Genomic DNA, 23,606 nt, shown 5'->3' with positions numbered 1-23,606 from the left:
GGTTTCCTTTTCGCAATGTGCTCGGTTTACGAGGCGTCCGCGGAGATTCCCGCCGCTAATGCCTCGATGGGCGTCGGTGGTCCATCTCGCTGTTCAGCAACAAAGAGAGCTGTGTGGCCCGAAACGCCGAGATCTGACAGCTGAGTACGACAGGACGCGCCCGGCGCTATGACCGCCTCGGCCTCGCTCCTCGCGACTTGGTCCGCGAGTGTCTCGCCAATCGTCTCGCTCATTGCGTAGTGTTCGGACTCGTAACCGAAGCTCCCAGCCATCCCGCAGCAGCCACTATCGAGCGGATTGATTTCGTAACCCGCCCGTCTGAGAGCGCTGACCGCGTGGTGGTCCTTCTTGGTAGCCTTTTGGTGGCAGTGGCCGTGATAGGCTATCGATCGATCGGGGACGTCGAACGCGACATCCTCGTCCAGTTGGAACACATTGAGGTATTCACAGACGCCGTAGGTGTTCTCGCGAACTGTGCTCGTGGCGTCTCCCGACAATAGGTCGCCGTAATCCAACTGGAGCATGACCGCGTCACTTGGTTCGACAACAACCACGTCCCAGCCGTCATCGATGCGCGGTGCCAGCGATTCGACCACCTCGCGGGCCGCCTCACGGGCCTCGTCGATGAACCCTTTGGAGTAGGCTGGACGACCACTGTCGGTCTGGTTCGCAACATCGACATGAATGCCGGCTGCTTCCAGCACCTTGATGGCGGCTTTCCCGACTTCGGGGTGACTGTAGTTCGTGTGCGTGTCCGGAAAGAGAATCGCCGACGCGGCGGTCTTCCTCGTGAGCGACGACTCTTCATTCGTACACGGATCTGCTATCGTCGTTGACGGGGGGCGGTTATCCACCTGACGAGCGCTGCATCCGGCACCCTGTTCAGAGATGCCGAGTGTCCGCGGACTGCGACACAGACTTGACCACATTAGGGGCCATTCTTCAACACGGAGCGTTGGATATCCGGGTCACAGCCCTTTACTACTGAAGTATTTAATAAATAGGCACCGCTTAGTTAGGCTGGTTTGAGGAGTGAGCGAATCGTAGATCAAATCTGGAATCATATTTGCAGACCTGTTCAGCAAGAGCCACGCATTGAAGTTTGATGAACCATGGGAGCACAAACAGACGGCGAACACTCTCACGAGCGACGACGTCTGGCCCTATACCGATGGTTGTTCGCTTCGGGAAACACAAACGATTGTTCACTCCTCGGCTTTGAACGCTTTCAACAGACAATCTGGCAGTAAGTACATCAGCTGGCCGATAACGTGCTAGGCCCGCCGATAGCGAGCCGTCGTTGATGAGATTGTTATCAAGATTAATGGTGGTTGGTATACGCTGCAATAGACCTCGAGTCTCGGTTGCTTCTCGATGTCGAAGTCTTTGGCGGTGAAGCACCGTTCTAGCCGCCGCGTTCCTGTGTTGATTGACCGAAAACTACGATCTGTCTCATCGATAACTACGGCTATTTAACTTCCCCTCCTGGTTAGGGCTGGCGTCAACTCAACTACGTTGGCCGAAACCTGGTCTAAAAGTGGTTTCATACCCGAATATGTAAGTTGACCGCTTCCACAACTCGTCTATGGGCAGTCAAGCAAGCACCAAGGATTAGCTCGAACAGTTCGTACACTACAATACGCAACGACCATCAGTCACTCAACGGAAAGATGCCAGTGGATAAACTAGACAATGCTGGTAATAGATTGTTCTTCGATAACTTGTACATTGTAGATGATCGTTCCGAACGCAGGCAACAGATATACGACAACACACTATATAAAGAAAGATTTCGCCGGAACCCCTAACTACATTCTACTCGAATATCAACTGCCGATATGGCGAGACTACAACGTATCGAACATGCAAGAATGGGTGTTACCAATCTTGAATCGGCGGTGGATTTTTACACTGGTGCAATGGGATTGGTCGAACTCACTCGAGAAGATGACATCGTCTACCTTGGCTGTGGTCGTGACAATAATTACGACATAGCAGTCGTCGAAGGTGGATCCGGCGTCGAGCACTTCGCCGTCCGAGCGAGTGACGCCACAGTTGTTGACGAGTACGAAGAAGAACTCAATGATGCGGGCTTCGATCCCATCCGAACAGACGGTGACGAACCAGGACAGGAGACGGGCGTTCGGTTTGATCTCTCTAGCGGGTTTTCCATGGAAATTGTTACCGTCGCTGACGGCGCCTATCAACACTTTGAGAACCCACCACACGCGCGCAGTGGTCAGGCGCCAGCCGACATCGATCACATTCAGTTTCTCACGCCAACATTGAACGAGGATCTTGGTTTTCTCCGAGACGTTCTCGATTTCAAGATTTCAGATACCGCGGGCGACCGTGAAAATCCCGAACTAGCTTTTGCCCGGAGCAATACCTTCCATCACGACATCGCGTTGAAATCCGCAGCAATGTTAGGTGAAGACGGAGAGGCCAGTCTACACCATCTCGCCTGGTCATTCGACAGCATGGACCACCTCAAGCAATTTATCGATAGGGTGGTCGGGGCCGGGTGCGAGATTGAACGAGGGATCGGTCGCCATCACGCAGGGAATAACATCTACGCCTACTTCTGGGAGCCCGGCGGAAACCGATTCGAGCTCTGCACAGAAATGGCGGTTGTCATGACCGATGAACCGAACCATTCCGACGATTACGAAAGCGCAACGACTGCCTGGGGACCAGATCCACCGGCGTCGTTCTCTAAAGGTTCCGGGTTGTTCAACCTCAAATAACCGTCACAATAATTCAACTTAGAGAAACGACTGAACGTGACGAAATTACGTCAGCGAAATTTTTATGCCGAGCAGCAATGTACCGGTGACCCGTCGAATCCTGACAGTGGAAGCGGCAACATGAGGTTCTGTTAAGGTATCGGTGATATTCTTCGCTTCCTGCTGCTAGAGAAGTTCCCAGCTGAACACTTCTAGTAAAGTCAATCTTCTCAATACCTCGTGAAAAATCAAAGATCGTATTTCATGCGTTTTTGAACATAACCGGATAGGCGATGTACAGTCCTAACAAAGCGTTTATGATCCAAAGGCGTCTAAAGCAACGAGTGTGTTTGGAGTATGCGTTCCAGATAATCGTCGTACCAAGAAAACAATACGGCGGCAGCCACTCAGATGGAATGGCACGAATCGATAGTGGTTCTCGCCATTGGATTACATCATTGCTGGAACGACATATCCACGCCCACTCATCAAACCATGACAACAAACGTTGAAATTGCGCTCTCTTGTGACGTGAACGGACGAACGAAAGCACTCTACGACGGAACCGTCGCTCCTGAAGGAATCGACTTGACGTTCCTCCCACTTCAGATTGAGGAGACGTTCTGGCGAATGCTAAAACACCAGGAGTTCGATGCCGCCGAGATGTCGATGTCGTCGTACATGATGACAGTCGATCGTGGCGACCCCGAACTCATTGCCATTCCAGTGTTCCCGTCACGGTTTTTCCGTCATTCGTGTATATTCATCAACGCCGACGCCGGTATCGAGCGTCCCGAGGACCTCGCTGGCTGTTCCGTTGGGGTCCCCGAATACCAGATGACGGCGTCCCTCTGGTGTCGCGGTATTCTCCAACACGAGTATGGCGTTGCCCCCGAGGAAATGCACTGGTACCACGGTGGCGAGGAAGAAGCCGGACGAGAAGAGAAGCTCACACTTGACCTCCCCGACGAGATCAATATCGACTACATTCCGGAAGACCGCACCCTGAGCGGTATGCTCGAGACGGGCGATCTCGATGCACTCGTCACAGCGCGGGCGCCCTCGTCGTTTCAAACCACCTCGGTCGAACGGCTGTTCGAAAACTACCGCGACGTTGAGATGAATTACTATCGCAAGACGGGCCACTTTCCAATCATGCACACAATTGTCCTCCGACAGGACGTCTACGACGACCGACCGTGGGTCGCACAGGAACTGTACAAGGTGTTCAACCAGGCGAAGCAACACTGTCTGGAAGAACTCGGCGATACGGGCCTCCTCAAGCGAACGCTCCCTTGGCTCATCCACGAACTTGAGGAGACGCGCGATCTCATGGGGTGGGACTTCTGGCCGTACGGCGTCGAAGATAACCGTGAGACGCTCGAGTTCATGGCCCAGATGTCGTACGAGCAGGGCTTGATCAAACAGCAACTGACGGTCGAAGACCTGTTTGCACCAACCACGTTCGATGAGTACAAGATCTGACTCGGCGTGACGTACTGAGATTCGACAGACGGGCTTCGGTGGAGGTATGCCTCCGCGTACAAAAGATCGCCGCTCTCTTGCGTTCAACACTGTATCTCTGCTTGTACCGAGTTATCGACAGCTGATAAGCCATAGGGCTGACTCCTATTAATGGTCTCCCGAACGAGCCAGTTCATCTCCCATCAGAAACTTCCCAAGAAGACAGTACTGCCTAAACGGTCGATCGAACGCAATAGGAAGAGAGTAATAGCTGCAAAGGAACTATATCACTGATAATGGACATACCCGTTTTCCTTGCGATAGTTATTTCTCTCGGCGCGGCCGTCGCGAACGCGTCGATGAGCCTTTTTATTCGAAAGGGATCGACGAACGGAAAAGCGGTCGACGCCGTTTTTGTAGTCATCGGAGTAAACATAGTTGTTTTGCTCCCACTCGTCTTGCTGGTGTACTATCCTGACTACGGGCTCACCCGCACTTCCTGGATCGCATTTATCGCTGCTGGCATCTTCGGAACGGTTCTCGGGCGAATGTGCAAGTTCACGAGCATCCACCGGATCGGGGCGAGTAGAACCGAGCCGATCGTTGCCGCACACGCGATCATCGCGACAGTGCTCGGCGTTATCATTCTCGGTGAGTCGCTGTCCCCCGTTCACGCCCTTGGAATCGCGTTGATCGTCGGGGGTGTCTCCGTCATTGCGTGGGAGACAAGCAGCGAGAATTCGGAGGACCTCTCACAGCGTCAGGTGCTCCTCGGCATACTCCTCCCGCTCGGGGGGGCAGTAGCATACGGATGGGAACCGATTTTGGCGTCCATCGGATTTGCGGAGGGGACTCCCGCCCCTGTCGGACTCATTGTTAAAACCGTCGCCGCTTCGATCGGGTTTACAATGTATCTTCGATGGCACAACGCCGTTCCGAGTGTCGCGTCGCTTCGCTCCCCGAACATGCGGTGGTTCATTCTTGCTGGAATCGCCAACACCCTCTTCATTCTCGGATACTACGTGGCCTTGGAGCTGGCCCCCGTTAACGTCGTCGTTCCGGTTATTACGACGAATACGCTGTTTGTCGTCCTTCTCTCCGCCATTTTCATGCCCCGCCATCTCGAGCGCGTAACGTGGACGCTGATTATCGCGGCAACCATTGTTGTGGTCGGTGTCCTCATGATCACCACCATTGGGTCGGCGTAACCACGCGTTGACGAGAACAATCCGCAGTTCGCCCTCAAGTATCAGCAAGATTGACCAACTACAACAGCTATACCGGCCGAGGATTAAGTGAGGCGTGGATGAAGCTAGCTGATCAACTAATCGTTGTGACCGGCGCGAGTAGCGGTCTCGGAAAAGCGATGGCTCGCGCGTTTGCGGACGAAGGCGCAACAGTCGTCTGCGCAGCGCGTACCGAGGATACTCTTCGAAATACGGTTCAGGAGATTTCAGATGACGGTGTTACAGGGGATGCAGTAGCCGTCACAACTGACGTACGGTCGCAATCGTCCGTCGAGAACCTCATCAACTGGACACGCGATGCCTACGGCGAGATCGATACGCTCGTAAACAACGCCGCCGTTCGCCAGTATCACCTCGAGATGCCGGGAGAGGGGGTCGAAAGACCGATTGCCGACGTGTCGATCAAAGCTTGGGACGCAGTCCTCGAAACGAACGTCCGCGGAGTAATCCTTTGTACGAAAGCCGTGCTTCCGTCGATGCTACGCCGCGGCGTCGGCAGGGTAATACACATCTCCTCGAGCCACGGCAGGCGGGCCCGGCCGAATCGCGGCCCGTACGTGGTCTCCAAGTTCGGCATGGAAGGCTTTCACGAGACGCTCGCTCTGGAGCTCGAAGATACGGGTGTCGACTCGATCGCCCTGCGTCCTCCCGGCGGCGGCGTCCACACGGAGTACAAGGAGCGGGCGGGATTCAAAGCCGATAACGCGGCACATACCGATCCGAGCGTTATCTCCCGCACGTCGGTTCGAATCGCGGCCGGTGATGGAGAAAACGGCGGTCGGTACGAGGCAACCCCCGACGGAGCATACGAGTCGTACGCGTCGGAGTAATAGTGCGCTTCGGTCACGACTAGTGCTGTTCCAGGCCTGAACTGGTGAGTAAAAGCGATGGCATTCATCCGGTTTCACTCATCAGTCGACGCTTGGAAGGGTATTAGGTGGCACCAGCAAAACTCCCCCTGTCTCGCCACGAGCGTTCGGAAATTACCACGTTCAGCCGGCCGGTGCCGAAGACGGCGGCTTTCGCACCAGCAGAACCGCCGCGGCGACTATAACGCAGAGCCCGAGCACAGCAAAGCCAACGGCGTAATTGTGCTGGTCGGCCATGAACCCCACGAACGTCGGACTTGCACTCCCAACGACCTGGAACACGGTTCTCGCCGCTCCGAGGTCGCCACCCATGTTCGAGTCCGGCGCTCCGTCCATCAGGAGCGCGTCAAGCACCGGAAACATCCCCTGATAACCGATCGAAAACAGGACGATTATCACGAGGACGCCGACGAGCGACTCAACGAGGAGGAGACACCAGAGCGCAATCCCACTCACCAGTAGGCCGACGATGGCGATGCCGCGTCGAGGAAAACGATCGCTCAGATCACCGACGAGAGGTTTAAAGAACAGTCCAAGAAAGAATAGAAAGGCGTAGGTCGCACCCGCCCACTCGAGCGAGAAGCCTTTACTCTCGCGGAGAAACGCCGGGAGAAAGTAGAGGACACCGTTGATCGTAAAGAAAAAGAAGGTAAACGAGATCATCAGCGCGCGCTGGTAGGGCGTAGCCACCAGGCGCCGAGTCGTATCGCCTATCTCAAGACTGGTGCGGTTTATCACGAACGCTTCACGCGTGGTGAGCGCCACGATCACAGCGATTCCGGCCAGCAGCACGAGTAACGGGAAAAATGGCGTTCGCCAGGTGCCGACAGCGAGCGCGACGATTGCTAACCCCGGTGCGAGTCCGCCGCCGAGGTCATGGCCAACGGTAAACACACCCAATGCCCGGCCGCGGGTTTCGATGAACTGATCGGAGAGGAATGCTCTCGCCGGAATGGAGAACAGGCCGAGACCGATGCCGAAAATCGTACTTCCAGCGAGAAGCAGGAAAAAGCTCGTCGCACCGCCGAGAAACAGACAGCCGAGACAGATAATCAGTATCGATGGGACGATAACCGTCGTCCGTGTCCAGCTATCCGAGTAGCGACCACCCGGATACTGACTGATCCCGTACGCCGCGCTGAGTACCGAGAGTGCGATTCCGGCTTCCGTCCGAGTGAGATCCAAGTTGGCGCGGACTTCGGGTAACATAGCCGGAACGATGTATCTGGCCACGTTCATCAAGACGTACGCCGCGGTCAGGAGGATTAGCATTCGCCCTGGATATCCACCGATTATCCGCTCTCGTCGTTTCACAGCCATTGAATCAACTACCCAGAGTGTGTACATTCAAACGACGGTTTACCGACGGCTTATAATTACTGGTCCTGCTGAGGCGTTGGCCCCACAGTATCGGCTGCAGACCATCGAAAATGGGCTGAGGTTCTGTGGCCTCGAGTATCGAACGATACGCTTTCTACCGCCGGTGCGGTTTGGTTCGATACCAATGGTTACCGATCGACAGCCCGACGACCAATACGGATGGGTGATAGTTTTTGCTGGGATGTTCGCCATGGTGTTTACATTCGGAACGCCGTACTCGTATGGGATATTTCTCTCACCGTTTGCAGAACGGTACGGGACGTCGATCGTCGCGATGTCTACGATCTTCTCGATCGAACTCTTCGCGTTTTATGCGGGTGCGGGCGTCGTTGGAATTTTCGCAACGCGCTGCCCCTCTCGAGCGCTCCTCATCGGCTGTGGTATCGTCACTGCCGTTCTCGCGCCCTCGCTTTTCATTGTCGAGACGTACGGTGGTCTCCTCGTTGTCTTCGCCCTGCTTGGGGGAGCGCTGGGGACAGTGTTTGTCGTACTTGCTGCCGTCGTCCCGCAATGGTTCGAGAACCGACGCGGCACTGCGACCGGTGTCCTGCTGGTTGGTGCTGGCCTCAGTCTCTTCGTGCTTCCACCACTGTGGCAGGTCGCGCTCGCCCATTTTGGGGTGGAGTGGGGATTTTTCGTCGTCGTCTCGGTGAGCGCAGTCACGTTCCTTCTTGCTGGGGTGGTTTGTCGTCGGCCGCCTTGGGTCAGGCGATCTTCGATCACGACAGGTGACTTGACCGAGTGGCTCGTCCAACTGGCTGGTGGACGTCGGTTCCAGTCGTTATTTTTAGGGGTAGGGCTTGCCTTCGCCTGGTACTACGTTCTCGGTGCGTACGCTATCGATCTCTTCATCGCTCGCGGATTGACGGACAGTGGTGCCTCGGTCGCATTCGGATTTATCGGTGGCGTGAGTATCGCTTCTCGACTCGGCAGCGGCGGTGTCGCCGACAGGATTGGTTACCGACGGACATTACTCGCTGGCATTGGTTGTGCAGCCATCGGCAGCAGTTTGCTCGCGATCCCACACGAGTATGGGTTCGCCCTTGCCGTCTTGTTCCTTGGTATTGGTTTGGGGGCGACCGCGTCGTTGTACATTCCAGTAATTACTGCAACATACAGTGCTGATAAGGACACGGCGGTAATCGGCTTGTTCAACGTATCGATGGGTATCTTTGCGCTCCTGGCACCGCCCGTCGGAACGGTGCTAGTCACCTATACGGATTCTTTCTCTGGAGCCATCGGTGTCACATTCGCCACCACAGTTATGTCGATCGTTGCAATCTGGTACGGAACAAACGAGTGAATCACGTGAGACGCTTCCTCCCTCGATGCAGTTACTTGTCCGCGATTTCGACGTAAACTGTGTCATCTTCGACGCTAACGGGATACGTTTTTACCGAGATCGATGGGTCGCCGACGTGCGTGCCGGTATCCAGGTAGAAATCCCAGCCGTGCCACGGGCACGTGACCGCCGGTTCGTCATCGAACCGTTCCGTGACTCGTTCCCCGATACCGGGCCACTCTCCAACCAGTGCACCTGAGACCTTTCCGGTGCAGATCGGGCCGCATTGGTGGGGACATTTGTTTCGTATCGCGTAGTAGATGTTGTCGACGTTGAACACGCCAATCTCTCCGTCATCGGTTTCGACGATTTTTCGATCACCGGATTCGAACTCAGTAACTCCAGCAACGGCAACTTTGGTCATATTCCGAACACCTCTTCGGCGGTTTCGCCCAGTATCTGCTTTTTCTCTTGTTCGGAGAGGAACGGGAGGTCCGTGATGATATTCGGCGGATCATAGTCCCAGTGTGGGTAGTCAGAAGCGTACATAAACTGTCCGACACCTATTGTCCGCATGGAGCGCTCGAGGAATTCGGTGTCTGTTGGAATCTCCATCGGCTGGGTACCAAAGTAGAACTCCTTGATGTATTCACTCGGCAACTTCTCGAGGAGCGGTGCTTCAGATTGGCGTTTAAGGTACTCCTCGTCCAGACGGTACATGTAGGATGCCGGCCACAGTGTCCCCGACTCCTGAAAGACGATGTCGAGATCTGGGAACTTTTCGGGCACCCCCTGAATCACGATACTCGTGAGTTGCTCCATGTTGTTTTCCAGAAAACCGAGGCTATGTGATTCGATAAAACGACTGTATCCCTTTCGATGGAATCCGTCGAGACTCGAACCGCCTGCGTGGAAGACAACCGGAAGATCTGCACGCTCGGCGGCGTCGTAGATCGGATCGTAGCGACGGTTTCCGAGAGGTGGTTCCGCACCGGCGGTTATCATACAGACGCCGACGATTCCCGGCTCATCCGCAACTCGGTCGATTAACTCGACAGCCTCGTCAGGATCGTTATACGGCGCTGGAACCATGGTGTAGATTCCGCTATCCGGGTCGACGATCTTATCAAGCATAAAGTCAGTAAATGTATTCGCGAAGATCGTTGCTCGGCGGTCATCTGCAATAATCTCCGTGAACGAGATTACGCGGTGTGAGAGCAGAATAATCTTGTCGAGACCGACGTGTTCCATCGTGGTTGGAACGGCATCTAGACCCATTTCTTCATCGAGATAACCAACCTCATCGCGTTGAATACGACCGTACCGATAGTGATCGGGAGTGTTCGATGGTAAAAGCTTATCTGGCGCTTCCTCAAGGCGTTCGCGCCACGGATCATCGGAATCCAGATAGGTAGCTAACTCTTCGATTGTTTCGAGAAAGTGGGCATCGACATCGACCACCACATTATCATTATACATTAGTGATTATGTGATTTGCGTCCATTATTAGTCTTCTGATGCGGGTGTTATTACCAATCTCGGTATCCAGCTGATAGCTATAGTGTTCCTCAGAAGTTTCTACCCACAGTTCTTACCGTAACCTCGGATATCGTCAAAGAGGAGCTCTCTCCCTCTTCCACTCAGCTCTGTAAAACTTTCAGATTTTACTACAGTATCCCGTCCTGCATCAATAGACGAATAGAAATAGGCGATATCTACTTCTATTCATGCAATTAGCGACGTTTCATGTATAATGGATGGCTAACGTAGAGGGGTAATTATAAGTAGTTCATTTGCCTATTGCGAGTAAGATAAATGACGATCGCTATCTCAAGCGTAGCCATCGATGTCATAACTTTTGCACCAGCTGCAAATTTTTACATTGACAATGCACTCGAAGCACTTCAGTCCATGATGACATTAGAGGGAGTCATTTTTCTGGTTCTGGGGACAGTGCTTGGGCTCATCTTTGGTGTGCTCCCAGGATTAGGTGGGGCAGTGGCACTTGCTCTGTTGATTCCATTAACATTTGGAGTCGATTCTCACCTCGCGTTCATCATGATGTCATCGGCAATCGGTGGATCAGCCTTCGGGGGTTCGGTGAGTGCAATCTTACTCAACATTCCGGGTACGGCACCGAACGCCGCTACCCTCCTTGATGGGTATCCGTTAGCCCGACAAGGCCAGGCGAACTACGCGCTTGGGGCGTCGGCGACGGCGAGCGCCGGTGGTGCAATCATCGGGCTTATATTTTTGGTTCTGTCACTCCCGTTCATTCGTTCACTCCTCCGGCTATTCGGACCCACGGAGTTCTTTGCATTGGCAGTCTTTGGACTGCTCATCATCGCCTTTGCGACTCGCGGGTCCCTGTTAAATGGACTTATCGGTGGCTGCATTGGGCTGCTCCTGGCATTCGTCGGATTCAATCCTGTCACAGGCGGACGGCGATTCACCTTTGACTTTCTGTATCTCTACGATGGTGTGCAGTTGCTCACGGTGATCATCGGCGTGTTTGCGATCAGTGAGATGTTGAATCTCTACGCAAAAGGCGAGACAATCTCTGGAAAATCGATTAAGACTGGCGGAAGTGTCATCGACGGGGTAAAGAGTGTTTTTTATAACTATGGAATATTCATCCGAAGCTCTATCGTTGGCGTCATTATCGGAATGGTCCCGGGTGCTGGTGGCACTGTTGCAAACTTCGTCGCGTATGTCCAGGCAGCCCAGTTATCCGATAACCCAGAGAAATTCGGTACTGGTGATATTCGTGGTGTGATCGCCTCCGAAGCGTCAAACGACGCAAAAGACGGCGGCTCGGTCATCCCCACAATTGGATTTGGGATCCCAGGCAGCGCGTCTTGGGCAGTGATGCTCGGTGCGTTCCTTCTCCACGGGATTATGCCTGGCCCACAACTCATGAGCGAACACCTCGATATCGTGTTCATCATTATCTTCTCACTCCTATTTTCTAATATCCTCACCTCGTTGATTGGCATCGCGCTTGCAGAACAGCTTGCGAAGATCACGCTAACACCGATAGAGGTGCTAGCCCCCGTGATTTTCATCATCTCGCTCGTCGCCGCCTATACGCTTCGATTCAACATCTACGATATGGTCGCCGCTACGATCTTCGGCATCTTCGGCTTCGTGATGATTATCTACGGGATTTCTCGCATCGCGTTGATTATTGGCCTCGTGTTAGGCCCAATTGCAGAAGAATCGTTTCACCAAGCATTACAGATTGGACGTGGTTCGTACTCGATATTTTACACACGCCCGATAGCAATGGCCATATTTGGACTGGCAATACTAATGTTAGTCTACCCGGTAATCAGGGAGCGGTTCCGTCCCGCATAGCGCCCATGCGACCTACGTTTTCGCTGTATGATAATCCGATACTCATTTGCTGGCTGCATATCACATATCCAGTGCGCCAGCTGAGAACATCCTATCTCTCGAGGTGTATCTCAATTCCGTAAAAACCATGCGCTGTTCGGCATATACGCCAGTAACGAAACACCGCATTCCTCAAGCATGCGTGCCACTGTTAGGTAGTGGCGTCCGCTATTCAAATACGAGTCGACGTCAATCGACTCCAGTGTACTCGATGGGGCATCGGAGCAGCGACGTGGAGTCAATTTGGAGTGAAACGCTCAGCTTGGAATTCTCGTCATTCAGAGTAATAACCAGTAGTCCACCGTTGTTGGCGCGATCAAGTTGCCTACAAATACAAACGAACTGTTGATCCAGAGTACGGCTTGATGGCAACGAGCGCTCATCACGGTGCCAATATCGGCGTTCACATTTGCACCTACATCTCATGATTGCCAGAAACCGCACCTCGAACAATACTGGGTCCAGACTTCCGAGGCCCCTAATCGTTGACTGATTCATCAATTATGTGATTAATACCTACAAGAGCGAGTCGCCACCAGTTGCGAAATATCGCTGGACTGATCGATATCCCCGTCGTGGTACTACGTTGAAAGTGTGGTACTGATCGGCTATCCTGCGATATTCGCCAATTTTGAGATGAGGGGCCAACAATGCTGAAACGTTCCTCAATACGATGGGTGTGATCAGAGCGAATCCAAATTCGGGCGATTTGTTGACACGGTCCCATGTTTAGTGACGATCAAAAACGAAGCTGGCACCACTGAAACAGTGTTGAAATGAGTGGTTATACTTTGTGACTACCGTGGTAGGTGTTCGGCGCGAACAGCTCCTCAACGTCGAGTTTCTCTTCCATCAGTCCTTGCTCGACGGCATACTGGGTCATCGCCTCGAGTTCGTTTCGGTTGTTTTCGACGCCGAACTGCCAGTAATCCCATCCCATCAGCTCACGGGTCTGGTGGAGTTCGGAGTGAACCCATGGCAGTGCAGTTTTCAATACGCCAGTGTCTCCTATCTGCTTTAAACAAATATTCTTCGATTCAGTGAACGCCTCGAGTAGCTCCTGTGCGACCCATGGCACCTCATCGTACACCTCTTTTCGGATAACAATAACATGCATAATTGGGAAGAGTTCGGTGCGCTCGTAGTAGTCCATCTCAACTTCCTTGAAGTTTGGAAAAAGTCGCTCGACGGAGTCCGTTTCGAACGATGACGGCGACCTGGCAGTTACGAGCGCGTCAAGTTCACCCGTCCCAAGCAGGTCACTCAGCGTTTCATCTTCTGGGATAGTATCGAACTGAATATCTTCTGGCAAGTCGAGATCAGCCATCTGTTCTCGACCGCCTTCTTCCAATCCACCCTGGAACCAGTGCATGTCGCTGGCGTGCACGCCGTAATCGTGTTGTAACATGCCACGTATCCAGAGCGCAGCCGTCATCTGGTATTCCGGAATTCCAACTGTTCTTCCCGCCAAATCTTCTGGTTGTTCGATACCGGCGTCGGCGTTGACGAACAGACAAGAGTGTCTAAAGTACCGGGACGGGAACACGGGAATCGCAACGAAATCATCGATACCTTGTCCGCGGTAGGTAAGGTACGTCGACATCGACATCTCGGACACATCGAAGTCTTTATTTTGGGACATCCGCCAGAAGATGTGCTCGATCTGGAGTGGGAGACACGTTAGATCAATCCCTGTCGGAGTTACAGTTTCATCGAAAAGTGCTCGTGTACGATCATTTAGATCACACGCCAATGTCAATGATACGTTTGCCATATGTGATCAAGCATCGCATAGTAGTTAAAACTACTTCATTGGATTTCGGGTATATAGAAATAGTAATATTTGAAGAGAAAAGGATAAAACATTTCGAGAATATCTCTAACGATAGTAGCCGTGAACCGCACCGATTCGATGACGCATCAGAAGCATAGTTCGTGGCTACCCAATTAGGAGAAAGGATGGAAGCGTTAGCAGGTCCTCGAATACAACTCCTTGGTAGACACGCATATTGAGCAGTTCGACGAAGAGAATGTACAGGAGACCGAAAACAAGTGCAGTGATCCCAATGGAGTGAGTGACTGGTGCGTCGTAGTGGATCACCAAAAATACTAGGAGTAAAATCGGAATCGGATAGATAATTCCGAACAGATAGAATACCATGCTGAAAAGTAATACCCAGATGATCGAAACTAGCGCTATACGTATATTTAGAGACTTATTCTCGCTCTCCATGAGATCATTGGCGATGTCAGTATTAGACTTAGCGATTCCGCCAAATGCGTCCGGAATTAAATCATGAATTTGATCGTTTCCGGTGTACGCAGCAATGAGAAAGGCAGCTTTCAACAGTAACAACAGAACGAACGCAACGAGGGTGATAAGTGGAATAATTCTCGCGTTGTGTCTGTACGAGAACGCATCGTTGATCAGGATCGCAGCCCCGAGTAAGAGAAATGCGTACAGCAGTAACTCGTCATACTCTTTGAGGCGATCCCATCCCGTCTTCAGTATGCTCATTCTAGAATGGTTCGCTTACTCAAGCAGTTCTCGGAGCAAGTCTGCTTGTTCTTGCCACGTCTCTAACATTGCTTCAGTGGTCTGCTGTGCTTGCTCCATGTCACCCGGTGCAATCGCCCGCTCGGCCTCTTCTGCACGGCTTGCGAACTCGTCGGAGGTTAATACATCGTAGATTGCGGTGGACAGCACCTCAGCACGATCGTCTGGAAGGTCTGGCGGCGCGCACATAATCCGCGGTCCGCGGAACGCATCGGTTGGGCCTTCTGCGTTCGGTGCGTCCATTTCGATTAATGTCGGCGTGTCTTCCCAGATGTCCTCGTCTTCGTAAGCGAAATTGACAACCGGTTCGGTTACGCCGTCCTCAATGTACGGCCGGTTAGAACCGACGCCGGGGGCGAACAGGTCGATCTCACCGCGGTCCATCGCGGCCATCGCATCGCCGGACCCATCATAGTGAACGTAATCAACATCGTCGGCCGACCATGATCCCGTCATCTCGCCGAGCATCATTGCGAAGATATGGCCCGAAACGCCAGCACCGGGGGTCCCCCACAAATCGTTCGTCGCCGATTCGACAATGTCATCCCAGGTTTCGAGGTTTCGGTCAAGATCCGGTCGCTTTACCAATCCGTACGTAGACGTAGCGATCTCTGCGAGGTTGGTGAACTCGGTAACGTTGAATTCAACGTCGTCTTCAAATCCGATCTGTTGGTGAACCGACGAGAGGCCATGGCGAATTGCAATCGTGTACCCGTCGGGTTCGGCTCCCCAAACTTCATTCGTCCCGACCATTCCACCACCGCCCTCAACATTCTCGGCGACGACCTCCGGGCCGTTTGGGAGATATTCGGGAAGAAGGTCCGCAATCTGCCGCGAAAACCAATCGTACCCACCACCTGGTGAGAATGGAATGATAAGAGAGATCGAATCACCCTCTTCTGGCCATTCACCCTCATTTCCGTTTCCATTTCCGTTGCCGTTGCCGTTGCCGTTGCCGTTTCCATTTCCGTCGCCGTTTCCATTTCCGTCGCCGTTTCCATTTCCGTTGCCGTCATCGTCGTTACCGCCCATACACCCTGCAAGCCCGATGGCACCGAGACTACCACCAGTGACTTGTAGGAATCTACGTCGGCTTGAGTGTGATCTATCTCGCATCATTTCGTTTTGGGTATTCATTCACCCCGTTATAAACTTTTTTATCAAAAAATGACAAAATCAGACTCGTGCTGGTGTAGTCGTGTGATCAACATTTTATCCATGAACGAAGATTTATGAGCCCTGGCGGATAGCGTTCGTTCATGGAGACAAAGCTAATCACGACAGTATCCGGCCGTGAAGTATCACTCCAAATAGAAGACCGAATGTATATCGACGGCTCCTTCGTCACAGCAGACGACACGTTCCTCGCGGAAAATCCATCGACAAACGAGACGCTCGCTGAATTGCCGATTGCATCGCGCGAACAAGTCGACCGTGCGGTCCAATCTGCACAAAGGGCGAGTAAGCAATGGCGGGAACTAGGCGTAATGGAGCGACGTGATCGAGTCGAGCAACTGGCGGATGCGATTGTCGAAGCCAAAGATGAAATCACGAATCTCGATGTCGCCGACAACGGGAGTTGTATCTCCAAAATGCAGGATGACGCCGAGAAAGGGGCGAAGATGCTCGATTACTTCGCTGGCATTGCGACGGAGCTGAAAGGAGAAACAATTCCAACCGAAGGGGAGAATATCGATTTCACGAAACGGGAGCCGTACGGTGTTATCGCCGGAATTATCCCGTTCAACCACCCCGCAGCATTCGTCGTTCGAAAGATCGGGCCAGCAATCGTCGCTGGAAACGGGATCGTCATCAAACCATCGGAGTTTACGTCGCTCTCTGCACTCTACCTTGCCCGCGTAATCGATTCTGTCGATGCGATTCCGGACGGATTGGTCAATATCGTCACCGGGCCGGGCAACGTCGGTGCGGAGCTCGTCGAGCACGGCGACGTCGGTATGGTGACGATGATTGGAAGCGTCGAAACCGGGAAGAAAGTCATGCAGGGGGCGTCGAAACACCTCGCCCCCGTTGTTCTCGAGCTCGGTGGTAAAAACCCGACAGTCGTCTTCCCCGATAAAGATCCGGAAGAGGCCGCTGAGGGGGCCGCCGGTGCTATGAATCTCGCCTGGCAGGGCCAATCCTGCGGCAGCGGTTCGAGACTCCTTGTTCACGAGGATATCTACGACGATGTCGTCTCAAGCGTTGTAGAACGGTTCGAAGCGATTGAGGTCGGTGACCCATTCGACCACGAGTCGTCAATGGGATCGATCGTCTCCGAACCACAGTTCGAAAAAGTTGTCTCCTACGTCGAGACCGCAAAAGAAGAGGGTGCAACCCTTCTTACTGGAGGTGACGTCGTCGAGAAGTACGACACCGGCTACTTCTTCCAACCAACGGTATTCGAAGTGGATCCCAACATGACGATCGCAAACGAGGAGATCTTCGGCCCGGTCCTCTCGGTGATGTCCTGGAACGACTACGACGAAATGATCGAAATCGCCAACGGCGTTGACTACGGACTGACCGCGAGTGTCTGGACCGACGATCTCCGAACTGCCTACCGAACGGTCGACGACCTCGAAGCGGGCTATATCTGGGTCAACCAGCACGGCTCACATTTTATCGGCGCACCCTTTGGCGGATACAAGCAAAGCGGAATCGGAACGAACGAATCGGTCGAAGAACTGCTTGATCACACGCGCATCAAAAACGTCAACGTGAATCTCGAGGGTGAACTGACAGCTCTCAGTACCGACGACTGAACGTTCTCATAACCCACCGAATCGCAATTTTCAGACGATATCTTTGCGAAGCGAGTGACCAATCGTAGTGTAGGGTGTGAAAGTGTTTCGAGCAGAGATCCACGTCGAGCTACACGGACACGGCGTTTTCAGTGACGTCACTCAGTTGACTGACAGTCCGCTCGAAATCTGCGGGAAACACAACCACTCCGACGAGACGGTTACCTTTCACTGGGTCGAAAACGTGACGAGATGGGATTTGCAAACGACTATAAACATTCAGTTAAGTGACTTATATCGAGGAGATCGGGAGTCGAAGCTCTTGATTAAAAGACGCGGTGGGGACACTCTCCATTATTCGAGCGAACCACGGGAAGGATAAACCGCCACGGAAAGCAATACCTGGTTTGGAGCCGATGACCCACAAACTGAAACTTCACACTGTAGTGATGATAAATGCCAATCCATATTCGAGCCGTTCGATTCAGCTCGGTTTTGGTGGTGAGCGTCAATTGCTGTTCGGAGAAGAACGGACAAAATCGGAGCTAGCAAACTTCTGGCTCAGGATGATCTCGATCCAACAGAACTGACTGTGAGCATATTCTCGAGTTGCTCGCGGAACACAGCTACTGTTATTCGATACAAGCAATGTCACTGGCTGAACGCACACTCCAATAACCGAGTATTACTCCTCTTCGCCTAGTCTGTGCACTAGGTACCCCCATGCCCGCCCGATCGTTCTCGGCTTCATTACCGTGTCATTCGCCGTCGCCTCAAGCGTCTCTTTCGGTTCGGTGAAATATCTCGGATCGCCAAGTCCCTCCGCAGCGAGCTGGTGTTCGGCGTTCTGGACGAGATGCATGGCTAGTACGGTCGCCTCGCGCACGTTCTTTCCGACAATGTTGATGCCGTGTCCCTCGAGAAGCTGTGCCTGCTTGTCGCCGAGTACGTCTGCCATTCGAGCGCCTTCTGCTTCGGTGACAACCATCCGTCCCCGTTCGTCATCGTAGTCGTCGAACGTCGGAACGCCTTCGTGGAAGGGTGATGCCTGATGAGTCACTGGTTTGATCTCTGCGTCAGTCACTGTAAATGGGATCAACGGCGGTGCGTGACAGTGGATGACCGCGCCGACGTCATCTCGACTCTGGTAGATCGCTCTGTGAATGACGTTCTCGCTGTAAATTTCGTCGACTCCCTTGGTCAGCACATCACCGTCGAGAGACATCTCGATCAGATCCTCGACCTGGACAAGGCCCGGAGACTGATACGAAGAGACGAGCATCTTGTCGCCGTCCGGATGGCGAGCGGAGACATGACCGAATCCGTCTAAGATTTCTTCGTTTGAGAGGATACGGTTGGCTCTCGCGAGATCTTCTTTCATCTGGTTCACTTCCATGACTTCTACAATGAACCAGTCCATGATAAACATTCTGAATGGTATAGAATGAACCCGAGGCTAATCCGTAGGTTTTTGTCTCCTTATGCGAGTATACCCCTATGGTTTCACAACGATTTGAAGACGCGTACATCCCAGAGCGTATTCCAATTAGCGATCTCGAGTATTTCGACCGAGGTGGTCACGGCGTACGAATCGGCTGGGGAGAGTCTCCTGCCGTCGTAGTCGTAGACATGACCGACGAGTTCACCGGCGAGCGATCGACCGAAGGCGAGCGCTCCGTCGAAGCAACGACAGCACTGCTGAAGGCAGCCAGAGCTGCAGATATTCCAGTCGTCTTCACGAGACCGGATGCGAATCTTCCCGACGGCTACCGCGGAACGACCAAGCCGAAGGCGGAAGATTCACCGGGGCGAACCGGGATCAATGAGGTAGATAAGCGACTCAATCGCAGGGACGATGAGTACCTGCTCGATAAACCGCGGGCAAGTGCCTTCTTCGACACACACCTTGCGTCAATACTGATGGGATGGGGTGTCGATACGATTCTCCTAACGGGGCTTACCACGAGCGGCTGTGTCCGTGCGACTGCTGTTGACGGTCACTCGAGCAACTTTAATGTAATCATTGTTGAAGAGGGTGTCGCCGATCGTTCACAAATTTCTCACGAGATCTCACTGTTCGACATGGATATGAAATACGCTGACGTGACGCCAGTCAAACTGGCTATCGAACGGATCAGACGTTAGTTCAAATAGGGTACATGGGAGAAGTAGTTTCGAAATCGATTCAACATTTGTGTGTAATTGTGTAACCGAGCGATGGCGCTTTAGACATCGACAGAGGGCGTTTGCCACCAGGGGTTGATGCCAGCGTCTTCGACGATTATACCTGCACAATTGTAGCCGGGGCCACAAGTGATGCTCCCACCGGGGTGCGTTGGCGCCCCCGACAAATACAATCCGTCGATTGGACCGCTGTACGATGGCCGGTTTTCCATGAGCTGATGAGGACCGTAGTTGCCGCCGCTCCGACTTCCCTGAATCATATTCCGATGCGTCCGTGAGATATCGAGTGGCGAGAACGCGTACTGATCGATGATAATGTCGTTCGCTCGTACGTTCGGGGCGTATTCAGACAGTTTGTCGATACACGTCTCCATGAACGCGCCCTCTACCTCGTCCCAGTGTTCGGGACCCTCATCCTCAACATCCCACGGCGACGGTGCCCACAGATACGCCGTGTGTTTTCCCGGCGGTGCCTGCGATGGATCGAGTACTGTGAGCGAGCCAGCACTCATGACCGGTTCCTCGGGGAGCGCGTTCGCGTTCGCCGATTCGCCGACTCGTTGAATATCGGAGGGCGATTCGATTCCGAGCGCATATTTCACGACTCGCTGTATATCAGGATTGAATTCGGCCGAAGCGAACTCCAGCGGCTCGTCCAGTGCGAGGTGGACACCGAAAAGCGGCCCTTCCATCAATTCGTAGTCGTTTTCGATTTCCGAGACGAACTGTTCTGGCAGGTGTTCCGCTCCAACAAGGTCAAGGTACGTCTGTGGGAAGTGTACGTTCGAGACGACCCGGTCGGACCTGATAGTGGTTCCGTCAGCGAGAGTAATTCCAGTTGCCGTCGCGTCTTCGATGTTAACAGAATCGACCAGACTGTCCAAGTGGAGCTCCCCGCCAAAGTGCTGGAAGCAGTTGAGAAGCGCTTTCGCATATTCCTTCGAGCCACCGCGGGCTATTTGCAGATTATGCCAACCATCGAAAGCATGGATTAGCGATCCGTCGAGACCCGTCTCAAATGGATGTGGCCCGACGGCCTGATCCATGATCGTCAACAATCCCTGTACGTATTCGTTTTCAAAGTGTTCGGTGATGACATCTACCGGTGAGCGCGTGATGATATCAAGATACTGCTCGCCCTTTTCTGATCCTGAAAACTGTGCTCTGCGCTCCTCGAGTGTTCGTGGTGGATTGTACCACTCGGGCCGCTGGATGTCGTTTGCTAGTTGCATCCACTCGTAGTACAACTGCTCATATGTTTCAGCGTCCTGTTCGGAGAACCTGGAGATCTCCTGTTTCGTCGTTGCAGGATCTGAGTACAGAACTAGCGCTCGACCATCCATCGTTGGGAGGCCCATTTTGGCGACCGGTTCGATGAGTTGGGCACCAAATCTCTCAAGCGTAAGATCGCGATGAACCGGTGATTCCCGAACGTTGAGAAAGTTGATCGCGTGGTTGTTTCGGAGGAATTGCGGGTTGTCCTCAAACGCTTCAGTGAACATTCCTCCACCGGGTTCTGAGCGCTCTTCGAATATGCCGACGTTCAGCCCAGCTTTCGCAAGGTAGCAACCAGCTGTCAGTCCATTATGGCCAGATCCAATAATAACGACATCGTATTCGTTTACCATCTCGCTAGAAGAGTTCTCAGCAGTCTATTTAAATCAACCGGGAATAATACCCATGGTAACGCCATAATAGTTCTCACATGTATTAAAATTTATGGAAGATAATGTTGACAATCGAGTAATCATCTTGGTGGAACCAGCATATGGAACCCGATCGCTATGGGTCGGATAGACGGGTTACAGCAATGGTAAGATTTTCGGCACCGGAAGTCATCTCCCTTTTGTTATTTCCAGTGATTGAGCGACGGAATCGGTACGAAATCGCACCAACCGCTGCATTTTATCTTCCGGTGCACTGATACAGGTGTATGGAACTCGAGCAGTATTATCAGCGAATCGGTTTCAATCCCGATCGAGCACTGGATGCGAATCTCGAGACCATCGCCGGGCTCCAGCAAGCACACGTCACTAGCGTCCCGTTCGACAATCTCTCGATTGTCGGCAGTCCGTTTAATGACTGGGTCGGAGAGGGGCTCTCGATGAGGTTGTCAGATATCTACGATAAGCTTGTCGACCATCGACGCGGAGGGCTTTGTTATGATCACAATGGCCTCTTCGGGTGGGCTCTCTCCGAACTCGGCATGGATGTAACACGCATTGCCGGACGAGTATACGACAGGGATACAGGTGAGCTTTACTCTCGGGAGAGTCACCTCAGCCTACTCGTTGCGCTTGAGCAGCCGTTCGTCGTTGATGTCGGGTTCGGCGATGTCATCCGTCAGCCGCTTCCGATCGATGGCACACCGATCTCGACGGTAGACGGTTCGTGGCGGGTTATCGAAAGCGAACGCGCGGATGCCGACTTCGTCGTGCAGTCTCAAGCACATGCAGAGCCCTCTTGGACCAGCCGGTATCTCTTTCGGACGACTCCACAGTCGATGACGGACTTCGAATTGGACGGTGTATATCACGAAACCCATCCCGACGCTCCGTTCAACGACGATCCGGTCGTTTCAGTTGCAACCGAAGCGGGACGAAAAACGCTCTCGACCGCAACCCTGACCATCGACAAAGGTGGTACAATTGAAAGATTTCCGGTCTCTCGAAAGGAGTGGAGCGATGTGCTCGAACGAGAGTTCGACATTCATCTCGGTAAGACACACCGTACGAGCTCAAGTGACGATCGGTAAAACGAGGAGTTCCCACAACTGAAAATTCGGTCGATGATGCTTGAGTCCCGAGCTAACTGGTGACTACGGCTTCCCGGGAAAATTGACATACCGTTCGATTTGTTCGCTTGCGTTCTCGAGTACCGACGAACCGTGAAAGAGGAGCGCCGCTTCGAATTCGTACTCGAGCAACGTCTCGAGATTTCGCTCTGCGGCGGCGAGATCGTCAGAGTATACTTCGGGGGGTAGAACAAGCGTCCCCTCAGGAAGGCCGCGAAGGTCGCCGCCGACGACGACATCACCGAATACGGCAAATGATGCGTCTTCGTCGACGAGTACGTAAGAGTCGACGGCGTGACCTGGCACGTGAACCGCCTCGAACTGACCGACGGTGTCGCCATTGCTAAAAACGGTGTCGGCGTATAGTTCCGACTGCTCAGGCACAACTGTCTCGAGGTCGTACTCGGCAACAATCTCGTCGTAGGCACCTACGTGATCGGGGTCACCGTGGGTGATAACGAGCCGTTCAGGGGCCACACCAGTTTGGTTGATTTCGTCGACGAGCCTGTCCGCGCTATCAGCCAGGCACGTGTCAATTACCGTCGGTATGTTACCGTCGAGGACGTATGACCGCCATCGTCGACCAGGCGTTTCTTTCCATGTAACGTCGTAGACGCTATCGAGTATTTCGGTTGGCATATGTTCAACGTTCTCTCGGATAGGGTAAATAGATTGTTCTCTGGACTAGGTTCTCAGCACGCTTAGTGCTGTCATCACTCACAGAATTATTGTCATATCCAATTTTTGTGATGGGGTTATAGGTGCGTTCTGGCTGCGGTCTCCCAGGCACATTTGACGATAAAGACAAGGTGTGTGCTGCAGTTCATAAGATTCGGAGTGACCGAACGACCTTGCGAATGTGATTTTTTCCCATGTGTGTGTGAAACATCCTCATTCGGCATCTATAGATCATATTCGTAAGATTGTTACAAGCTTATGTTTGTAACGGTTTCAGTGACATCG

19 protein-coding genes and 2 pseudogenes are annotated in these 23,606 nt (G+C 53.1%); 11 read left to right on the top strand and 10 right to left on the bottom strand.

The genetic code is table 11. The features are described 5' to 3' along the window. Positions 1–26: 26 nt before the first annotated feature. Positions 27–770, bottom strand: a pseudogene (locus ACFQO4_RS18675) ((Fe-S)-binding protein); the annotation flags it as partial. Between ACFQO4_RS18675 and ACFQO4_RS18670 the strand changes: the two are divergent. The 6 genes and pseudogenes from ACFQO4_RS18670 to ACFQO4_RS18645 all read left to right on the top strand — a co-directional run bounded on the left by ACFQO4_RS18670 (position 745) and on the right by ACFQO4_RS18645 (position 6,267). Then, a complete protein-coding gene (locus ACFQO4_RS18670) occupies positions 745–858 on the top strand; it encodes an SDR family oxidoreductase (RefSeq protein ID WP_500262362.1) in 114 nt (37 codons plus the stop codon). The pseudogene ACFQO4_RS18675 and the gene ACFQO4_RS18670 sit on opposite strands and share 26 nt — an antisense overlap. A gap of 201 nt (positions 859–1,059) precedes the next feature. Next, a pseudogene (locus tag ACFQO4_RS18665) lies at positions 1,060–1,691 on the top strand (transposase domain-containing protein); the annotation flags it as partial. A gap of 147 nt (positions 1,692–1,838) precedes the next feature. Next, positions 1,839–2,747, top strand: coding sequence for a VOC family protein (locus ACFQO4_RS18660; RefSeq protein WP_500262361.1), 909 nt, complete (start codon positions 1,839–1,841; stop codon positions 2,745–2,747). A 510-nt stretch (positions 2,748–3,257) separates the two neighbouring features. Further along, positions 3,258–4,211, top strand: coding sequence for a PhnD/SsuA/transferrin family substrate-binding protein (locus ACFQO4_RS18655; protein WP_500262360.1), 954 nt, complete (start codon positions 3,258–3,260; stop codon positions 4,209–4,211). Positions 4,212–4,486: 275 nt separating this feature from the next. Further along, a complete protein-coding gene (locus tag ACFQO4_RS18650; RefSeq protein ID WP_500262359.1) occupies positions 4,487–5,398 on the top strand; it encodes a DMT family transporter in 912 nt (303 codons plus the stop codon). Positions 5,399–5,496: 98 nt separating this feature from the next. Then, positions 5,497–6,267 (top strand): SDR family NAD(P)-dependent oxidoreductase, encoded by a 771-nt coding sequence (locus ACFQO4_RS18645; protein ID WP_500262358.1) that lies wholly within the window; start codon positions 5,497–5,499, stop codon positions 6,265–6,267. 162 nt (positions 6,268–6,429) lie between these two features. On the opposite strand, the gene ACFQO4_RS18640 is transcribed toward ACFQO4_RS18645, so the two are convergent. Next, on the bottom strand, positions 6,430–7,653 hold the full coding sequence (locus ACFQO4_RS18640; protein ID WP_500262357.1) for an MFS transporter: 1,224 nt from the start codon (positions 7,651–7,653) through the stop codon (positions 6,430–6,432). Between the two features lie 157 nt (positions 7,654–7,810). On the opposite strand from ACFQO4_RS18640, the gene ACFQO4_RS18635 reads away from it, so the two are divergent. Further along, positions 7,811–8,989 (top strand): MFS transporter, encoded by a 1,179-nt coding sequence (locus ACFQO4_RS18635; RefSeq protein ID WP_500262356.1) that lies wholly within the window; start codon positions 7,811–7,813, stop codon positions 8,987–8,989. A gap of 31 nt (positions 8,990–9,020) precedes the next feature. Here ACFQO4_RS18635 and ACFQO4_RS18630 read toward each other — a convergent pair whose 3' ends face one another. Continuing rightward, positions 9,021–9,392: a Rieske (2Fe-2S) protein gene (locus ACFQO4_RS18630; RefSeq protein ID WP_500262355.1), complete on the bottom strand. Its 372-nt coding sequence runs from the start codon at positions 9,390–9,392 to the stop codon at positions 9,021–9,023. Beyond that, on the bottom strand, positions 9,389–10,447 hold the full coding sequence (locus ACFQO4_RS18625; protein ID WP_500262354.1) for an amidohydrolase family protein: 1,059 nt from the start codon (positions 10,445–10,447) through the stop codon (positions 9,389–9,391). The genes ACFQO4_RS18630 and ACFQO4_RS18625 overlap by 4 nt, the downstream gene beginning before the upstream one ends. A 336-nt stretch (positions 10,448–10,783) precedes the next feature. On the opposite strand from ACFQO4_RS18625, the gene ACFQO4_RS18620 reads away from it, so the two are divergent. Then, positions 10,784–12,325 carry a tripartite tricarboxylate transporter permease gene (locus ACFQO4_RS18620; protein ID WP_500262353.1) on the top strand — a complete coding sequence of 514 codons (1,542 nt, stop codon included), beginning with the start codon at positions 10,784–10,786 and terminating at the stop codon, positions 12,323–12,325. 823 nt (positions 12,326–13,148) lie between these two features. On the opposite strand, the gene ACFQO4_RS18615 is transcribed toward ACFQO4_RS18620, so the two are convergent. From ACFQO4_RS18615 to ACFQO4_RS18605, 3 genes are all read right to left on the bottom strand, one after another. Then, positions 13,149–13,967, bottom strand: coding sequence for a substrate-binding domain-containing protein (locus ACFQO4_RS18615; RefSeq protein WP_500262352.1), 819 nt, complete (start codon positions 13,965–13,967; stop codon positions 13,149–13,151). Between the two features lie 336 nt (positions 13,968–14,303). Continuing rightward, on the bottom strand, positions 14,304–14,882 hold the full coding sequence (locus ACFQO4_RS18610) for a hypothetical protein (protein WP_500262351.1): 579 nt from the start codon (positions 14,880–14,882) through the stop codon (positions 14,304–14,306). A 15-nt stretch (positions 14,883–14,897) separates the two neighbouring features. Beyond that, on the bottom strand, positions 14,898–15,953 hold the full coding sequence (locus tag ACFQO4_RS18605) for a Bug family tripartite tricarboxylate transporter substrate binding protein (protein ID WP_500262350.1): 1,056 nt from the start codon (positions 15,951–15,953) through the stop codon (positions 14,898–14,900). Positions 15,954–16,180: 227 nt separating this feature from the next. Here ACFQO4_RS18605 and ACFQO4_RS18600 point away from each other — a divergent pair, with 227 nt between their 5' ends. After that, a complete protein-coding gene (locus ACFQO4_RS18600) occupies positions 16,181–17,686 on the top strand; it encodes an aldehyde dehydrogenase family protein (RefSeq protein ID WP_500262349.1) in 1,506 nt (501 codons plus the stop codon). 664 nt (positions 17,687–18,350) lie between these two features. On the opposite strand, the gene ACFQO4_RS18595 is transcribed toward ACFQO4_RS18600, so the two are convergent. Then, entirely contained in the window at positions 18,351–19,085 is a 735-nt protein-coding gene (locus tag ACFQO4_RS18595) for a class II aldolase/adducin family protein (RefSeq protein WP_500262348.1), read from the bottom strand. A gap of 77 nt (positions 19,086–19,162) precedes the next feature. Between ACFQO4_RS18595 and ACFQO4_RS18590 the strand changes: the two genes are divergently transcribed. Next, positions 19,163–19,810: an isochorismatase family protein gene (locus ACFQO4_RS18590; protein WP_500262347.1), complete on the top strand. Its 648-nt coding sequence runs from the start codon at positions 19,163–19,165 to the stop codon at positions 19,808–19,810. 80 nt (positions 19,811–19,890) lie between these two features. Here ACFQO4_RS18590 and ACFQO4_RS18585 read toward each other — a convergent pair whose 3' ends face one another. Then, positions 19,891–21,477, bottom strand: coding sequence for a phytoene desaturase family protein (locus ACFQO4_RS18585; protein WP_500262346.1), 1,587 nt, complete (start codon positions 21,475–21,477; stop codon positions 19,891–19,893). Positions 21,478–21,782: 305 nt separating this feature from the next. Here ACFQO4_RS18585 and ACFQO4_RS18580 point away from each other — a divergent pair, with 305 nt between their 5' ends. Further along, the gene (locus tag ACFQO4_RS18580) at positions 21,783–22,604 is read left to right on the top strand and encodes an arylamine N-acetyltransferase family protein (RefSeq protein WP_500262345.1); all 822 of its coding nucleotides are present in this window, start codon (positions 21,783–21,785) and stop codon (positions 22,602–22,604) included. A gap of 63 nt (positions 22,605–22,667) precedes the next feature. Here ACFQO4_RS18580 and ACFQO4_RS18575 read toward each other — a convergent pair whose 3' ends face one another. Then, positions 22,668–23,282, bottom strand: coding sequence for an MBL fold metallo-hydrolase (locus tag ACFQO4_RS18575; RefSeq protein ID WP_500262344.1), 615 nt, complete (start codon positions 23,280–23,282; stop codon positions 22,668–22,670). Positions 23,283–23,606 lie beyond the last annotated feature (324 nt).

Source organism: Saliphagus sp. GCM10025334, from assembly GCF_042663485.1.
Lineage (GTDB): Archaea > Halobacteriota > Halobacteria > Halobacteriales > Natrialbaceae > Natronosalvus.
This window is presented reverse-complemented; position numbering and strand designations above follow the sequence as displayed.

Coding starts and splice junctions, on each gene's coding strand:
- ACFQO4_RS18575 (WP_500262344.1), bottom strand. CDS start 23,282: ATGCCAACCGAAATACTCGATAGCGTCTACGACGTTACATGGAAAGAA.
- ACFQO4_RS18650 (WP_500262359.1), top strand. CDS start 4,487: ATGGACATACCCGTTTTCCTTGCGATAGTTATTTCTCTCGGCGCGGCC.
- ACFQO4_RS18635 (WP_500262356.1), top strand. CDS start 7,811: ATGGTTACCGATCGACAGCCCGACGACCAATACGGATGGGTGATAGTT.
- ACFQO4_RS18610 (WP_500262351.1), bottom strand. CDS start 14,882: ATGAGCATACTGAAGACGGGATGGGATCGCCTCAAAGAGTATGACGAG.
- ACFQO4_RS18615 (WP_500262352.1), bottom strand. CDS start 13,967: ATGTCGACGTACCTTACCTACCGCGGACAAGGTATCGATGATTTCGTT.
- ACFQO4_RS18590 (WP_500262347.1), top strand. CDS start 19,163: ATGGTTTCACAACGATTTGAAGACGCGTACATCCCAGAGCGTATTCCA.
- ACFQO4_RS18580 (WP_500262345.1), top strand. CDS start 21,783: ATGGAACTCGAGCAGTATTATCAGCGAATCGGTTTCAATCCCGATCGA.
- ACFQO4_RS18620 (WP_500262353.1), top strand. CDS start 10,784: ATGACGATCGCTATCTCAAGCGTAGCCATCGATGTCATAACTTTTGCA.
- ACFQO4_RS18625 (WP_500262354.1), bottom strand. CDS start 10,447: ATGTATAATGATAATGTGGTGGTCGATGTCGATGCCCACTTTCTCGAA.
- ACFQO4_RS18600 (WP_500262349.1), top strand. CDS start 16,181: ATGGAGACAAAGCTAATCACGACAGTATCCGGCCGTGAAGTATCACTC.
- ACFQO4_RS18585 (WP_500262346.1), bottom strand. CDS start 21,477: ATGGTAAACGAATACGATGTCGTTATTATTGGATCTGGCCATAATGGA.
- ACFQO4_RS18630 (WP_500262355.1), bottom strand. CDS start 9,392: ATGACCAAAGTTGCCGTTGCTGGAGTTACTGAGTTCGAATCCGGTGAT.
- ACFQO4_RS18645 (WP_500262358.1), top strand. CDS start 5,497: ATGAAGCTAGCTGATCAACTAATCGTTGTGACCGGCGCGAGTAGCGGT.
- ACFQO4_RS18660 (WP_500262361.1), top strand. CDS start 1,839: ATGGCGAGACTACAACGTATCGAACATGCAAGAATGGGTGTTACCAAT.
- ACFQO4_RS18605 (WP_500262350.1), bottom strand. CDS start 15,953: ATGGGCGGTAACGACGATGACGGCAACGGAAATGGAAACGGCGACGGA.
- ACFQO4_RS18595 (WP_500262348.1), bottom strand. CDS start 19,085: ATGGACTGGTTCATTGTAGAAGTCATGGAAGTGAACCAGATGAAAGAA.
- ACFQO4_RS18640 (WP_500262357.1), bottom strand. CDS start 7,653: ATGTACACACTCTGGGTAGTTGATTCAATGGCTGTGAAACGACGAGAG.